Annotated in this window: 14 protein-coding genes; 8 read left to right on the forward strand and 6 right to left on the reverse strand. The window is 67.4% G+C overall.

The window, feature by feature from the left end; genetic code table 11:
* Positions 1-175: 175 nt before the first annotated feature.
* Positions 176-3,751, forward strand: a complete 3,576-nt coding sequence (gene cobN, locus G6N55_RS01360) for a cobaltochelatase subunit CobN (RefSeq protein WP_085220369.1) — start codon at positions 176-178, stop codon at positions 3,749-3,751.
* Here the strand turns inward: cobN and G6N55_RS01365 are convergent.
* The 4 genes from G6N55_RS01365 to G6N55_RS01380 are packed head-to-tail and all read right to left on the reverse strand — an operon-like array spanning position 3,748 to position 7,567.
* On the reverse strand, positions 3,748-4,551 hold the full coding sequence (locus G6N55_RS01365; RefSeq protein ID WP_085220368.1) for an SDR family NAD(P)-dependent oxidoreductase: 804 nt from the start codon (positions 4,549-4,551) through the stop codon (positions 3,748-3,750). The genes cobN and G6N55_RS01365 overlap by 4 nt on opposite strands.
* Positions 4,552-4,560: 9 nt before the next feature.
* Complete coding sequence (locus G6N55_RS01370; protein ID WP_085220367.1) at positions 4,561-5,199, reverse strand: TetR/AcrR family transcriptional regulator; 639 nt, start codon at positions 5,197-5,199, stop codon at positions 4,561-4,563.
* Entirely contained in the window at positions 5,196-6,341 is a 1,146-nt protein-coding gene (locus G6N55_RS01375) for a sulfotransferase family protein (RefSeq protein ID WP_085220366.1), read from the reverse strand. The genes G6N55_RS01370 and G6N55_RS01375 overlap by 4 nt, the downstream gene beginning before the upstream one ends.
* Positions 6,338-7,567, reverse strand: a complete 1,230-nt coding sequence (locus tag G6N55_RS01380; RefSeq protein WP_179968109.1) for a hypothetical protein — start codon at positions 7,565-7,567, stop codon at positions 6,338-6,340. The genes G6N55_RS01375 and G6N55_RS01380 overlap by 4 nt, the downstream gene beginning before the upstream one ends.
* Before the next feature lie 101 nt (positions 7,568-7,668).
* Here G6N55_RS01380 and G6N55_RS01385 point away from each other — a divergent pair, with 101 nt between their 5' ends.
* Together G6N55_RS01385 and G6N55_RS01390 are read left to right on the forward strand one after the other, a co-directional pair.
* Complete coding sequence (locus tag G6N55_RS01385; RefSeq protein ID WP_085220365.1) at positions 7,669-8,055, forward strand: PPOX class F420-dependent oxidoreductase; 387 nt, start codon at positions 7,669-7,671, stop codon at positions 8,053-8,055.
* Between the two features lie 9 nt (positions 8,056-8,064).
* Positions 8,065-8,922 (forward strand): type 1 glutamine amidotransferase domain-containing protein, encoded by an 858-nt coding sequence (locus G6N55_RS01390; RefSeq protein WP_085220364.1) that lies wholly within the window; start codon positions 8,065-8,067, stop codon positions 8,920-8,922.
* Here G6N55_RS01390 and G6N55_RS01395 read toward each other — a convergent pair.
* Positions 8,911-9,606 carry a dienelactone hydrolase family protein gene (locus G6N55_RS01395; protein WP_085220363.1) on the reverse strand — a complete coding sequence of 232 codons (696 nt, stop codon included), beginning with the start codon at positions 9,604-9,606 and terminating at the stop codon, positions 8,911-8,913. The genes G6N55_RS01390 and G6N55_RS01395 overlap by 12 nt on opposite strands.
* A gap of 73 nt (positions 9,607-9,679) precedes the next feature.
* Here G6N55_RS01395 and G6N55_RS01400 point away from each other — a divergent pair, with 73 nt between their 5' ends.
* From G6N55_RS01400 to G6N55_RS30285, 4 genes are read left to right on the forward strand one after another with little or no spacing between them, the layout of a single operon-like run.
* On the forward strand, positions 9,680-10,237 hold the full coding sequence (locus G6N55_RS01400; RefSeq protein WP_085220362.1) for an FxsA family protein: 558 nt from the start codon (positions 9,680-9,682) through the stop codon (positions 10,235-10,237).
* 34 nt (positions 10,238-10,271) lie between these two features.
* On the forward strand, positions 10,272-11,876 hold the full coding sequence (locus G6N55_RS01405; RefSeq protein WP_085220361.1) for an amidohydrolase: 1,605 nt from the start codon (positions 10,272-10,274) through the stop codon (positions 11,874-11,876).
* Entirely contained in the window at positions 11,869-13,866 is a 1,998-nt protein-coding gene (lnt, locus tag G6N55_RS01410) for an apolipoprotein N-acyltransferase (RefSeq protein WP_163667119.1), read from the forward strand. The genes G6N55_RS01405 and lnt overlap by 8 nt, the downstream gene beginning before the upstream one ends.
* Complete coding sequence (locus tag G6N55_RS30285) at positions 13,867-14,661, forward strand: polyprenol monophosphomannose synthase (protein ID WP_163667122.1); 795 nt, start codon at positions 13,867-13,869, stop codon at positions 14,659-14,661.
* Between the two features lie 24 nt (positions 14,662-14,685).
* On the opposite strand, the gene G6N55_RS01420 is transcribed toward G6N55_RS30285, so the two are convergent.
* On the reverse strand, positions 14,686-15,021 hold the full coding sequence (locus G6N55_RS01420; protein ID WP_085220360.1) for an RNA polymerase-binding protein RbpA: 336 nt from the start codon (positions 15,019-15,021) through the stop codon (positions 14,686-14,688).
* 170 nt (positions 15,022-15,191) lie between these two features.
* Here G6N55_RS01420 and G6N55_RS29440 point away from each other — a divergent pair, with 170 nt between their 5' ends.
* On the forward strand, positions 15,192-15,542 hold the full coding sequence (locus G6N55_RS29440) for a hypothetical protein (RefSeq protein WP_085220359.1): 351 nt from the start codon (positions 15,192-15,194) through the stop codon (positions 15,540-15,542).
* Positions 15,543-15,734 lie beyond the last annotated feature (192 nt).

Consider the following 15,734-nt stretch of genomic DNA (forward strand, 5'->3'; position numbering starts at 1 on the left):
ACACGCCATCCAACACGTGCATCGTCGCCGCAGGCACCACCGCCGCCGGCCTGGTCCGCTCCCGCGGCGCGCGTCTGGGTCAGCATCTGCCGCACCGATCCGATTTATCGGCATCTGCACCGGGACCTGAGCGGGCGCTGTGCCCCCATTCGCCGCCTTGCGGTACGAATGGGGAGTGGCTGAGCCGACTATCGTCCTGCTGTCGACGTCCGACACCGACCTGATCAGCGCCCGTTCCAGCGGGAAAAAATATCGGTGGGCCAACCCCGCGCGGCTGTCCGACGAGGAGCTGCCCGACCTCTTAGCTGGCGCGCAGATCGTGGTGGTCCGGATTCTCGGTGGCTATCGCGCCTGGCAAAGCGGCATCGACACGGTGATCGCGAGCGGCATTCCGACGATTCTGGTCAGCGGCGAACAGGCGGCGGACGCCGAATTGACCGGACTGTCCACCCTGGCCGCCGGCATCGCGGTGCAGGCACACATCTACCTCGCGCACGGCGGCGTGGAGAACCTGCGCCAGCTGCATGCCTTCCTGTCCGACACCGTGCTGATGACCGGCGTCGGCTTCACCGAGCCGGTGGTGACCCCGACCTGGGGTGAACTGGAGCGGCCGCAATCGCGGCGCACCGACGGGCCGACGATCGCGGTGCTGTACTACCGCGCGCAACATCTGGCCGGCAACACCTCCTACATCGAATCGCTCTGCACGGCGATCGAGGACGCCGGTGGGCGAGCGCTGCCCGTCTATTGCGCGTCGCTGCGCACCGCCGAACCCGAACTGCTGCATCGCCTCGCCGCTGCCGACGCGATGGTGGTCACTGTGCTGGCCGCCGGGGGACTGAAACCCGCGACAGTGTCAGCCGGCGGGGACGACGACAGCTGGAACGTCGAACACCTTGCCGCCCTGGATGTTCCGATCCTGCAGGGCCTGTGCCTGACGAGCTCGCGGGAGCAGTGGAATGCGAACGACGACGGCCTGTCCCCGCTGGATGTCGCAAGTCAGGTGGCGGTTCCCGAGTTCGACGGGCGCATCATCACCGTCCCGTTCTCGTTCAAAGAGATCGACGACGACGGGCTGATCGCTTATGTCGCCGACCCGGAACGCTGTGCGCGGGTCGCGGGCCTGGCCATCCGGCACGCACAGCTGCGACACGTCGCGCCCGCCGACAAGCGGGTGGCCCTGGTGTTCTCGGCGTATCCCACCAAGCACGCCCGTATCGGCAACGCGGTCGGACTGGACACCCCGGCCAGCGCGGTGGCGCTGGTGCGAGCCATGCGCGACCGCGGTTATCGGGTCGGCGATCTGCCCGGCATCGACGCCAACGACGGTGACGCCCTGATCCACGCGCTGATCGAACGCGGCGGGCAGGATCCCGACTGGCTCACCCAAGAGCAACTGGCCGGCAACCCGATCAGGGTGCCCGCCGACGACTACCGGGCCTGGTTCACCACCTTGCCCGAAGAATTCCGTGAGGCCGTCGAAACCCATTGGGGCCCGGCGCCTGGTGAACTGTTCGTCGATCGCACTAATGACCCCGACGGCGAGATCGTCATCGCCGCAATGCAATCCGACAACCTGGTGCTGCTGGTGCAGCCGCCCCGCGGGTTCGGCGAGAACCCCGTCGCCATCTACCACGATCCGGACCTGCCGCCCAGCCACCACTACCTGGCCGCCTACCACTGGCTGGACGCCGGATTCGGCTCGCACGCCGTCGTGCACCTGGGCAAGCACGGCAACCTGGAGTGGCTGCCCGGCAAGACGCTGGGCATGTCGGCGGCCTGCGGGTCCGATGCCGCGCTGGGCAACCTGCCGTTGATCTACCCGTTCCTCGTCAACGACCCCGGCGAGGGTACTCAGGCCAAGAGGCGGGCGCACGCGGTGCTCGTCGACCATCTGATCCCGCCGATGGCCCGCGCCGAAAGCTACGGCGATATCGCGCGTTTGGAGCAACTGCTCGACGAGCACGCCAACGTCGCCGCCCTGGATCCCGGCAAGTTGCCCGCCATCCGTCAGCAGATCTGGACGCTGATCCGGGCCGCCAAGATGGACCACGATCTGGGTTTGACGGAGCGGCCCGAAGAAGATTCGTTCGACGACATGCTGTTGCACGTCGACGGGTGGCTGTGCGAGATCAAGGATGTGCAGATCCGCGACGGCCTGCACATCCTCGGGCAAAAGCCCACGGGAGAAACAGAACTCGACCTGGTGCTGGCCATCCTGCGGGCCCGGCAGCTGTTCGGCGGTGAGCAGGCGATCCCCGGCTTGCGACAGGCGCTTGGCCTCGCCGAAGACGGCACCGACGACCGGACCGCGGTCGATCAAACCGAGGCCGTCGCCCGAGAATTGGTCGCGTCGCTGCAAGCCACCGGCTGGGACCCCGATGCAGTGGACACGATTACCGACAATGCCGACGTCGCCACTGTTTTGAGGTTCGCGGCCACCGAGGTGGTGCCCCGGCTGTCCGGCACCGACGCCGAAATCGACCAGGTTCTAAGGGCTTTGGATGGCAGGTTCATTCCGGCCGGCCCGTCGGGGTCGCCGCTGCGCGGCCTGGTCAACGTGCTGCCCACCGGCCGCAACTTCTACTCCGTCGACCCGAAGGCCATCCCGTCGCGGCTGGCCTGGGAAGCCGGTGTCGCGCTGGCCGATTCACTGCTGGACCGGTACCGCGACGACCATGGGGAGTTGCCGCAATCGGTCGGGCTGTCGGTGTGGGGCACCTCGGCGATGCGCACCGCGGGCGACGATATCGCCGAAGTCCTTGCACTGCTGGGTGTTCGGCCGGTGTGGGATGAGGCATCGCGCCGCGTGGTCGGTCTGACACCCATCCCGCTGGCCGAGCTGGGCCGCCCGCGGATCGACGTGACCGTCCGGATCTCCGGATTCTTCCGCGACGCGTTCCCGCATGTCGTCACGATGCTCGACGACGCGGTGCGCCTGGTCGCCGAGCTCGACGAGCCCGCCGATGCCAACTTCGTCCGCGCGCACGCGCAGGCCGACCTGGCTCAGCACGGCGACCAACGACGCGCCACCACACGAATTTTCGGGTCAAAACCGGGCACCTATGGCGCCGGGTTGCTGCAGCTCATCGACAGCCGGAACTGGCGCGACGACGCCGATCTCGCGCAGGTGTACACCGCCTGGGGAGGATTCGCCTACGGGCGCGACCTCGACGGCCGCGAGGCGGTCGACGACATGAACCGCCAGTACCGGCGAATTGCGGTGGCCGCCAAGAACACCGACACCCGCGAGCATGACATTGCCGACTCCGACGACTACTTCCAGTACCACGGCGGCATGGTCGCCACGGTGCGAGCGCTGACCGGCAAGGCGCCGGCGGCCTACATCGGCGACAACACCCGGCCCGACGCGATCCGCACCCGCACCCTGTCCGAGGAGACCACGCGGGTGTTTCGCGCCCGGGTGGTCAATCCCCGCTGGATGGCCGCGATGCGCCGGCACGGCTACAAGGGCGCATTCGAGATGGCGGCCACCGTCGACTACCTCTTCGGCTACGACGCGACCGCAGGTGTGATGGCCGACTGGATGTACGAGCAACTGACCGAGCGTTACGTGCTGGATCCCGAGAATCGCAAGTTCATGACGGAATCCAACCCCTGGGCGTTGCACGGCATGGCCGAGCGGCTGCTGGAGGCGGCCGGGCGCGGCATGTGGGCCGAGCCGCAACCGGAAACCCTTGACGGGCTGCGCCAAGCGCTTTTGGAGTCCGAGGGCGACCTCGAAGGCTAGATGAAGTCGGATCCGCCGTCCACGTTCACGGTGGCGCCGGTGACGTAGCCGTTGCGCCGGGATGCCAAGTATGCGGTGATGGATGCGACCTCTTCGGGAAGCCCGGCGCGACCCAAGTCGCAGGGTTGATGAAAGTTGTTGTCGATCCAGGTCATGACGTCGTGCGGATCGGTGGCGTCCAGGCCGTCGGCGGCCAGGATGTCCTTCAGGTTTTCGGTGAAGCTCGCCGTCACAATCGTCCCCGGGCACACACAATTGACCAAGATGCCATCGGAGGCAAGGCTTTTCGAGAGATTCTTGGTGACGCTGGCCAACGCTGCCTTCGATGCCGTGTAGGCGACGATGCGCGGGTTCTGTCGTTGAATCGAGTGCGCGGACAACGTCACAATGCGGGCCCAGTCCGCCGCGCGCAGCAGCGGTAACGCGGCCCGGATCGACCGCACGCCCGACATTGTCCCAAGGGAGAACGCCGCGTCCCACTCGGCGTCGTCCATCTGCTCGAAGTAGCCGTCGCCCGGCCCGATCGTGTGTACCAGGCTGTTGAGTCGGCCCCAGCGCTCGGATACCGCCGCGAAACTGCCGGCGATGGACTGCGCGTCGGTCATATCCACGCTGATTCCCACGGCGTCGGGAGCGCCTGCCTGCAGCAGTGATTCGACCGCGGCGTCGAGTGCGTCTTGGCCGCGCGCCATCACCGCCACGCAAGCCCCTTCGGCCGCAAGGGTTTCGGCTATGGCCAGTCCCATCCCCTTGCTGCCGCCGGTGACCACGGCCGTCGATCCGGCAAAACCCAAGTCCATGGATACTCCTCAGATCTGATTGAGTGCTTCGGGTGCCACGCCCAGCGCGCGTAGGCAGAAACGGAGCGCGTCTTCGCGAACTTCGGCGCGGTCGCAGTCGCCGGTCCGCCACTGCCGGTTGGTGCTTGCCCACACCACGCCCTGGATGAACTCCGCGTCGGTCACCGGGTCGATGTGCTGGAACACTCCGCTCTTCAGGCCGCGCTGCAGCGCTTCGCTCAGTGGCTTGAGCATTTCGGCATATGCGGGCTGAATCAGACCGGGGGAGGTGAACGTTTGCGATTGAGCTTCCAGCGACAGCCGCCGCAAATCGGACTTGACGTTGTCGTCGAACGCCAGGTCGAGCCGCCCGTCGATCCACGCCGCCACTGCCTCGATCTCCGTTGCAGCAGTAGCCATTCGGCGTTGCAGCCGGCGCTTTTCCGCGCGCGCGGTCTCCAGGAAGACCGCGGCGACCAATTCTTCCTTGGAGTCGAAATGCCGATAGAAGGCACGAGTGCTCAACTTGGCGCGGTCCAGCACCGCGGCAATGCTCAGTCCGCGAACTCCCTGCTCGCGCAACGTGGTTGACGCCGCCGCCAGAATCTCGCGGCGCACCGCGGGGTCGGGCTCCAGCTTGTCACGACGCCGCGTCCGGGGAGCGTTCATGCGGTTGCATCGTAGGCGGCGAGGTAGTCGGCGAACCGCTCGCGGACCCCCGCCGACGTCAGACCGTACTCGGCCAGGTCGTAGTCGTGCGCACCACGCGAGCCGGGTTTGTGTCCTTCGGCCCACCGCTTCACTGAGTCCGATGTCGCCTCGGTAAAGCTCAGGCCCAGACGCTCATAACCGGCTTGCACCGTCCGCACCGGATCAGATTGCAAATCGGCGAAGGAGACGTCGGCAAAGCGGTCGTCACCCATCCGGGCACGGAAATCCATTGCCCGCCGGACGGCTTCGACCCAGCTGTTGACCTGCTCGGCGCCCAGCTCCTTGGGGTCATTGCGGTCGCTGCTCCAGCTGCGGACGTACTGGATCAAGCTGCACACCGAACCCATCACCTTGGCCGGATCGCGGTGACTCCACAGGAATTTGGCGTTCGGGTAGGCCTCGACCAGGGCGTCGAGGGCGAACATGTGCACCGGCGTCTTCAGGTGCCACAGTGTCGGCGGGCAGTGCCATTGCAACAACCGCAGCACCCGACGGTGAAAGGTGTACGTCTCGCGCATGTCGCAGTCCATCAGCCACGCCAGGTAACCGGGGGCGCGCACCGCGCCGTCAAAGTGGAAGGTACGAAAGCTCATTCCCATCAGATCCTGGCATTCGGTCGCCGCCGTCGCTTCGGAGTTGTGCATTGTTTTCATCAACGGGAACATGTCGTCGAGCATCTTCAGACCCGCCTCGGCCTGCGCGATCCTCGGGTCGGTGTGCTGCGTGGCGGCCTCCGGCGGCGGTGTGGGGGACTGCGATTCCCACATCCGCAGCGAGCGGAATTGCGGATCGGCGGCCACCAGCTGGCTCAACGCCGTGGTGCCCGTGCGGGGTAACCCGATCACGAAGACGGGGCCGCCGACCACCTCGTCGTCGATCTCGGGATGCTGCCGGTAGGTGTCCTCGATGTGAAGGCGTTGAATCAGCGCGTTGCTGATGGTCGCATGCTGGATGACCCGGCCGATCTCGTTGAGGTCCGCCTCGGTGTTCAACGCCTCGACGATGCGATCGAGTCCTTCGCGGTAGTACGAGGATCCGAAATTATCGAGACCGGTCGCTGCGCGGGCACCGTCCTCCAATTGGTCGGCGTCGAACGTCATCGGGCGAACCTTTCGCGCACGGCCTCGCGGCGCGCCGCAATAGCGGACGACCGCTGCTCGGGGGTCACCGTCGCGGTGTCCGCGGGCAACTGGGCGCGAATGTCGTCGAACGGTACGACTCGCGTCGCCGGAGTCGGTGCCGTCGCGGTACGCACGCAGCGCAGGATGATCGGTCCATTGCTGTGCCCCGCGGTGTCAAGCCAATTCGCGACGCCCGGGTCCTGCGAGCACAACACCACGCGCACCAGGCCGTCGGAGTCCACCGCCGCCTGAAAGGCATTCAGGCTGGACTGATGGCGTCCATAGTGGATCGTCTCCCACCACGGATTGCCGATGGAAAAGCTCCAGTAAATCCCTTCGGGCGGTTCGACTTCCACGACCAGGGCTTCGTCCGGGCCCAGCTCCCAGCGCCCGATCACCGGCCGGTTCTCGGCCGCCGCGCCGATATCCGTGCGGTCGATCGGCGGTAGGAACCCGTTTGCCGGCGCCGCGGCACCGAATTGCAGGAAGAACGCGAGGTTCTCCTGGACGAAATCGCCGAGGGCCACCAGCTGACGCGAAATCGCCACCGCCGGATCGATCGAGCGGTCGTCGGTACCGGCCGCGGGGCCGAGCCGCTCGATGCGCAGCGACGACGCCACTTCGGTGCTCCAGTCGTAGAAGAAGTGCCGCACCGTCAACGTCGGGTGATCGCCTTCGAGCCGCATCCAATTGCCGGCCGGTTGCTCGGCGGCCGACAGCACCACCTCGAAATTCCCGTCGGCATCCACCTCGAGTTCGTCGACAAGTGCGTTGGCCGTGGCGGTGATGCCGTTCATCGTCTGCAGGCCGACATACCGTGCGGTGCCGCGATTGCCGAACAGCCGGTAGCTTTCCCCGCCGCGCAGCACGGCGCTGGTGTAAATGCAGTCCGGACACTCCATTCCCCAGGTCACCAGGTCGTCGGTGCTGGTGGCTTGCACACACAGGACCGGGTCGGTGTCGAATCGCAAGACCTCGTGGATGCCCGCGGCGAGCAGCACCAGCAGGTGACGCATCCCCGCGGCGAGATCGACTCGATTTCGGCTCGCCGGATCCGATTGCACGATCTGCGCCGCGTCGCGAAACCGTTCCTGCAGATATGACCATGCCTGGGGCAGGTCCAGATCGTCGTCGCCGGAGCCCGTCAGCGCCGCCTCGGTGATCGAAAACGGCAGCCATGCCATCGGTTTCTTCGGATCGCTCACGCGCTTCCTCGCTCCGGTTACTTAAGTGAAAACGATGTTTTCACTTAACACGATTGCACCTGAGAGCTGAGAATGTCAACGTTCGCGGGTAGGTTGAGACCGTGATACCCACCTTCGCCGATCTCGCCAAGGCGCAATACATCCTGCTGACCACCTTCACCAAGGATGGGCGAGCCAAGCCGACTCCCATCTGGACCGCCCCGGACAAGGACCGGCTGCTGGTGATCACGCAGGGAAACTCGTGGAAGGTCAAGCGGATTCGCAATACACCCCGCGTGACGATGGCCACCTGCACCATGCGGGGTCGCCCGACGAGCGAGGCGGTCGAGGGCACCGCGGCTCTGCTCGACAAGTCGCAGACCGGCACCGTTTACGACGCGATCGGCAAGCGTTACGGCATCGTTGGGACGGTCTTCAACTTCTTCAGCAAGCTGCGCGGCGGCATGGAAAACAACATCGGACTCGAACTCCGAGTGGCACAAGGCTAAAGCCTCCCGATGGGTACGGTGCTGATCCCGATCCCGGACCGCGACTTCGATCCGACCGAGGTCGCCGTCAGCTGGCGGGTCTTGACCGACAACGGTCACCGGCTGACCTTTGCGACCGAAAGCGGCACCCCCGCCGTCGCCGACGACATCATGGTGACCGGCCGGGGTTTGGATATCTGGTCCGCGCTACCGGTATTGGGCTCGCTTTCGCTCGTCGGGCTGGCGCTGCGCGCCGACAAGAACGGCCGCGATGCCTACGCCGCGATGGTGGGCTCACCGGAGTACCAGCACCCCGTCAGCTGGAGTGCGGCCACGCTGGACGGCATCGACGCGCTGCTGCTGCCCGGCGGTCATCGGGCCCGCGGTATGCGCAGCTACATGGACAGCGACATCCTGCAGAGCTTGGTGGTCGAAGCCTTTGGCCGCGAACTGATCGTGGCCGCGATTTGTCACGGTGTGCTGCTGGCCGCGCGCAGTGTCGATCCCGGCACCGGTCGCTCGGTGCTCTACGGACGCAAGACCACGGCACTGACCTGGGCGATGGAGGGGCTGGCCTGGCGGCTGACCCGGATCACCCGATTCTGGGATCCCGACTACTACCGGACGTACACCGAACAACCCGGCCAGCCCGCCGGCTACATGTCCGTGCAGTCGGAAGTCACACGCGCGCTTGAAGATCCGGCCGATTTCCGCGATGTCGAGCCTGGCACGCCGCACTGGCGGCGCAAGTCCTCCGGGATGGTGCGGGATACGGCGACCGACGCGCGGCCCGCATTCGTCGTCGACGACGGCAACTACGTCTCGGCGCGCTGGCCCGGCGATACGCACACCTTTGCGGGCGTCGTATCGGACAAACTACGTCTTTAGGTGCTCGCCGAAGAACGAGAAGACCCGGCTCCACGCGTCTTCGGTCGCGGCGTCGTCGTAGCCGAAACCGGCGATCCGCAACAGTGGTTGGGCGGGAAGGGCGTTCGCGAAGCTGTGCCCGACGCCGGGGTAAACCTTGACGTCACTGGAGATTTGCTTGGCCGCAATCACTTCGCGCAACTTCTCGGGTGCGCCCTTGCCCAGCGGGTCACGCCCGCCGAAGCTCGCCACGATCGGGCACGCCCCCTGCAGCGTGTCGTTCAGGTGCCGCGGCAGGGGAGCGCCGTAGAACGGTGCCGACGCGCCAAAACCCTTGGGCGACATGACGAGTGCAAACTGACCGCCCATGCAGAAGCCGGCGATCCCCACCTGCCCGGAACAATCCGGCCGGTTTTGCAAGTGATCGCGCGCAGCCAGAATGTCGTCAAGAGCGCGGCCGCGCTGTGTCATCAGCTCGCGCATCACTCGGGTAATGCAGCGGATGCGTCCTCCCCGCGCGTACATGTTCGGCGTCAGCGCCACGTAGCCCGCCCGGGCGATGCGGTCGTTGATCGACTGCTTGTCCCGGCTGTAGCCGAAGGCGTCATGGATCACCACCACACCCGGCCAGGGGCCATTTCCGGGTGGAATGCTCAGCAGCGCATCGATCGGTCCGTCCGGGGTATCGATCTCAATCGTGGTCATATCGTCATCTAACTGCAGCCGCGTCATCGATCACCAGGGGAACTCGAGTGCGATGCGCAGACGTTGGCATCACATGGTGAGCCGGTTGTTACTCCTCTACGCCGTCGTTGAGCTGGCGGCGATCTTCGCGCTGGTCTGGACGGTCGGGTGGGGCTGGACCCTGCTGGGTCTACTGGTCACGTTTGTCCTCGGCTGGGGCCTGCTGGCCCCGATCGCGGGGTCGCAGCTGATTCGCGACATCGGGCGGATGCGTTCGGGTCTGAAGGAACCACGCACCACCCTGGGCGACGGCGCGTTGGTGACCATGGCGACCGCGCTGGTCCTGGTACCCGGATTCGTCACCACGGTGTTGGGCATGCTGCTGCTGTTTCCGCCGGTGCGTAGCGGCGCCGGGCCCGGATTGACCAGGATCGCACTGCGGAATTTTCAGCGACACGCACCGCTGGTCAGCTACACGTCGACCTTCTCCGAGACCTTCACCGGCTACCGTCCCGACTCCGCGGGCGCCGGCCGTGACTTCATCGACGGTGAGGTCATCGACGTACACGACGTCGAGCCGCCCGCGTTCCCGAAGGACCGGCCCGGCGACGAGCACTGGGGCGGCCCCCGATACGCGGCCGGCCCGAACTGATCGCCTCACGCACTGCTGCACGTAGTTTTGCGGTGTGACCCCGATTCCGACGACGCTGCTGCTCAATGGGCGGGTGCACAGCCCTACCCATCCCGACGCGACCGCGATGGCGGTGCGCGGCGGGGTCGTCGCATGGCTGGGCAGCGACGATGTCGGGCGTGGGCAGTTTCCCGACGCCGAGGTGGTGGACCTCGAGGGCGGCTTCGTGGCCCCGGGATTCGTGGACAGCCACATTCATGTGACCGCGACCGGCCTCACGCTCAGCGGGCTGGACTTGCGGGGGGCCACCTCGCGCGGGCAGTGCGTGCGGATGGTCGCCGAGTATGCCGCCGCGCACCCCGGCGAGCCGATCTGGGGACATGGCTGGGATGAGTCGGCATGGCCCGAAACCAGCCCGCCGTCCACCGCCGATCTGGACGCCGTGCTCGGTGACCGGCCGGCCTACCTGGCCCGCGTCGACGTCCACTCCGCGCTGGCTTCGACGGGACTGCGCAGGCGGGTTCCGCAGCTCGCGGCGGCGCGCGGTTTCGCCGCTGACGGGCCGCTGGCCGGCGACGCGCACCACCTGGTCCGGGCCGTCGCCCGTGGCCTGCTCACGGCCGCGCAGCTCGACGATGCCAGATCCGCCGCGCTGGGGGCCGCGGCGGCGTGCGGCATCGTCGCCGTGCACGAATGCGCGGGACCCGAGATCGGTGGCCTCGACGACTGGCTGCAACTGCGCGCCTTCGATCACGGTGTCGAAGTGATCGGCTATTGGGGTGAGGCGGTGACGACCGCCGGGCAGGTCCGCGCGCTGATGGAGCGGACCGGTGCCCGCGGGCTGGCCGGTGACCTGTTCATCGACGGGGCCCTGGGTTCGCACACCGCCTGGCTGCACGAGCCGTACACCGACGCCCCGGACCGCATCGGCACCTGCTACCTCGACGCGGACGTCGTCGAGGCGCATCTACGGGCCTGCACCGAGGCGCAGGTGACGGCCGGTTTCCATGTCATCGGCGACGCCGCGGTCTCGGCGGCGGTCGACGCCTTCGAACGGGTCGTCGCCGACCTCGGAGTGGCCGCCGTCGCCCGCTGCGGGCACCGGCTGGAGCACCTCGAGATGGTGACTGCCGAGCAAGCCGCCAAACTGGGTGCATGGGGCGTCATCGCCGGCGTGCAGCCCAATTTTGATGCGCTCTGGGGTGGTCGCGACGGCATGTATGCCGACCGTCTCGGCGCCGAACGAGCCGGCCGGCTCAACCCACTTGCGCTGTTAGCATCCCAAGGCGTGCCCCTCGCGTTAGGTTCCGACGCCCCCGTGACGGGGCTCGACCCGTGGGCAAGCGTGCGCGCGGCGGTCCATCACCACACCGCGGGCAGCGGCGTGTCGGCCCGGGCCGCGTTCGCCGGCGCCACTCGCGGCGGTTGGCGCGCCTGCGGTGTCCGTGACGACAACATGGGCACCCTGGTGCCCGGCGCTCCCGCCTCCTACGCCGTGTGGGACGCCGGAGACCTCGACGTCCACGCCCCGGACGACAGCGTCCAGCGATGGTCCACCGACCCGAGGTCGCGCGTTCCCGCGTTGCCCCGGCTCGACCCGACCGATGACCTGCCGCGGTGCCGGCGAACCGTCCACCGAGGTGCTGTGATCCATGGCTGAAGACGTCGATCCGGACGTCGACCCGACCGACGACGAGCCGCTCGACGACGAAGCCGAGCCGCTCGACGACGAGCCCGAGACCGAGCCGGAATCCGGCCGTGCGGGCCTCGCGGGTCGCATGGCCGCCGCAACGGGCCACGGCATCACGCGGCTGGGCAAGGGGGCGGTCGCGCGACTCCCCGGCATTGGGGCCGCGCTGCTGCCCCGGCTCACCCGGCTGGTGGCCACCGTCGGGGGCGGCGTGCTGCTGTGCACCAGCTTCCCATCGGTGAACTGGTGGTGGGCCGGCGTCGTCGCCGCCGCGCTGCTGGCCTGGGTGCTCAAACATCCCGCCACCACGCTGGCGGGCGGATTCGGCTACGGGTTCCTGTTCGGGCTCGCGTTCTACGTGCCATTGCTGCCGTGGATCAGCCTGCTGGTGGGCGCCGTCCCATGGCTGGCATTGGCCACGATGTGCGCGCTGTTCCCCGGGCTCTTCGGTTTCTTCGCGATTGTGGTGCGTCGACTGCCCGGCTGGCCGATCTGGTTCGCATTGCTGTGGACCGCCCAGGAGTGGCTGAAGTCGATCGTCCCGTTCGGCGGCTTTCCCTGGGGCTCACTGGCCTACGGCCAGGCCGAAGGCCCACTGCTGCCGTTGGTGCAGCTCGGCGGGGTGGCGCTGCTCTCCCTGGGGGTCGTCCTGATGGGCTTCAGCGTGACCGCGATCGCGCTGGAAATCGCCAAGTGGTGGCGAATCGGCAGCCGAGCCCGCGGTGCCGCCGAGGCCGACGGCGAGGACGCGCCGGATGCCGGGCGCCCGCCCGCCGTGGTGCTGCCCGGTGTCTGCTTCTGTCTGGTGTTGTTTACCGCGGTCATCGTCTGGCCGCAGGTGCGCCACTCCGGTGCCGGATCGGGCGGCGAACCGACGGTGACCGTCGCGGCCGTGCAGGGCAACGTGCCCCGGCTGGGTCTCGGCTTCAACGAGCAGCGCCGGGCGGTGCTGGACAACCACGTCGACGAGACGCTGCGACTGGCCGAGGACGTCCGCGCCGGGTCCGCCCCGCAACCGCAGTTCGTCATCTGGCCCGAGGATTCCTCCGACATCGATCCCTTCGTCAACGCCGACGCCGCCCAACGGATCGCCGAGGCGGCCCATGCGATCAACGCGCCGATCCTGATCGGCTCGGTGCTCGCGGTGCCGGGCCACGATCAAGGACCCGGACCCGTCGAATACACCAACACCGCCATCGTCTGGAATCCGGTCACCGGCCCCGCCGGCCGCCACGACAAGGAGATCGTGCAGCCGTTCGGCGAGTACCTGCCGATGCGGTGGCTTTTCGAGCATCTGTCGAGCCAGGCCGGTCTGGCCGGCAACTTCGTCCCCGGAAAAAGCAGCGATGTGGTGCAGATCGGCGGCGTGCCCGTCGGCGTGGCCACCTGCTGGGAGGTGATCTTCGACCGGGTGCCGCGCAAGGCCGTGCTCAACGGCGCCCAGCTGCTGGCGGTGCCCGCCAACAACGCCACCTTCAACAAGCGCATGAGTGAACAACAGCTGGCCTTCGCCAAGGTGCGGGCCGTCGAGCACGACCGGTACGTGGTGGTCGCCGGCACCACCGGTATCAGTGCGGTGATCGCGCCCGACGGCGCCGAACTGGTGCGCACCGACTTCTTCCAGCCCGCATACCTGGACATCCAGGTGCGCCTCAAGACGGAGCTGACGCCGGCAACGCAATGGGCCCCGATTGTGCAGTGGGTGCTGGTCGCGGCGGCCGGAGCGGTCATGCTGGCCGGAATACGGCACAATGGGAGCTTCCCGCGTTCGATTCGGCTGCGGCCCAGGCCTTCGGCCGAATCGGCAGACGTCGCGGCGGCCCCGGACGAACCCCGATCCGACGAGGAAGCCCCGGCGACCGCGCACGACGCTCCGCCGGACACAGACGGCGGCTACACTCCGCTCCACCAAAAGGGCGGCCGACAACCGCGTTATCTCGGGCGACACAAGAGGAGATAAATGACCACCGGCGAGCAGGCGACCCGGGTTCCGGGCAATCGGCCCAGCCAGCGTGTCCTGGTTATCATCCCGACCTTCAACGAGCGGGAGAACTTACCGCTGATCCATCGGCGGCTGACGGATGCCTGCCCCGACGTGCACGTGCTGATCGTCGACGACGGCAGCCCCGACGGGACCGGCGAACTCGCCGACGAGCTGGCCGCGGCCGACGGCGGTCGTACCCACGTCATGCACCGCACGGCCAAAGACGGCCTGGGCGCCGCCTACCTCGCGGGCTTCGGCTGGGGTTTGAGTCGCGACTACGCGGTGCTCGTCGAGATGGACGCCGACGGCAGCCACGCGCCCGAGCAGCTGCGCCGTCTGCTGGACGCCGTCGACTCTGGAGCCGACCTGGCCATCGGTTCGCGCTATGTCGACGGGGGAGCGGTCCGTAACTGGCCCAAGCGCCGCTGGGCGCTGTCCTGGACCGCCAACACCTACGCGCGACTGGCGCTCGACATCGACATCCATGACATCACCGCCGGCTACCGGGCCTACCGCCGCGAGGTGCTCGAGGCGATCGATCTCGACGGTGTGGACTCCAAGGGCTACTGCTTCCAGATCGACCTGACCCGGCGCAGCCTGGACAACGGATTCATCGTCGTGGAAGTGCCGATCACCTTCACCGAACGCGAACTCGGCGTCTCCAAAATGAGTGGATCCAACATTCGCGAAGCGCTGGTGAAGGTCGCGAAATGGGGTATCGAGAGCCGCAGGAACGGCGCGCGGGCCGCCCGCGCCGCCAATCGCACCTGAATTCGACCGGGTGCGACGGTCGGGTTAGCCGCGACGCTTCGACCGGATCAGGTCGAGGCGCTCCTTGAGCAGCTCTTCGAGCTCTTCGACGGTGCGGCGCTCCAGCAGCATGTCCCAGTGCGTGCGCGGTGGCTTGACCTTCTTCGGCTCGGGCAGGTCGCCCTCGATCAGGGTGCCTTCCATGCCGTTGCGGCACAGCCAGGTGCCGGGGATGTCGGCATCGTCGGCGAACGGAACCTCGAATTCCTCGCCGTTCTCGGTGCGGTACTTGGCGAGCTGACGCGGCGCCAGGTCGTGGTTGCGGTCGGTCTCATAGCTCACGGCTCCGAGGCGACTGCCCCTCAGTACACGATCAGCCATGGCTGCTACTCCTTTTAATTGCTCTGAGCTCTAAGCTCCGGTGACGCGATTCTATTCGCATAGCAAACGTTAAGACGTTATGCGTAGTTCCCGAGTCGACACGCGGCGTACGCGACTCGACCGTCAATGATACCGGGATCGCGGAGTGTGGCCGACTAAAGTCGGCAGGCGTGAGCCGCCGTTCCCACCCACAACCATGCCGTTGGTGCGGTCGAGACGTGACCGAAGTCGGAATGGGTCGGCGCCGTCAGTACTGTCGGCAGTCTTGCCGGCAGCGGGCCTACGAGCAGCGGGCTTCGATCAACCGGGGCGAGGTCACGGCCCTGCCGGTCGATGCCGTGGTGCTGTCGGCTGACGACGCGTCCGACCTGTCGGATCGCGTCTACCAGGTCCGATGCGCCGCGGAGGACGTCGCCACGGCATTGGAAGAAGGCGCCGGGGCGACCGAGCTGCGCGAACTCTGCGAGGTGCTGATCCGCGCGGCCCAGGCCGCCGACGGCTGGCGCCGAGCAGTCGTCTGACCGCGCTGACCACGACCGATGGCTAGCCGGGTACAGTCGCGCCATGGATGGCGTGCCGGGCGGACGGCGCGGTCAGCGGGACCGCAGCGGAACCGGGCGCGCCCGCTTTCCCTCGGATACGGCGTTCCACACGTCGAATCCGATCCTCCTTTAGTGGCCGGGAGCATCGGGCGTTTTGAAATCCTGTCAGAG

It is taken from the genome of Mycobacterium florentinum (assembly GCF_010730355.1).
GTDB lineage: Bacteria > Actinomycetota > Actinomycetes > Mycobacteriales > Mycobacteriaceae > Mycobacterium > Mycobacterium florentinum.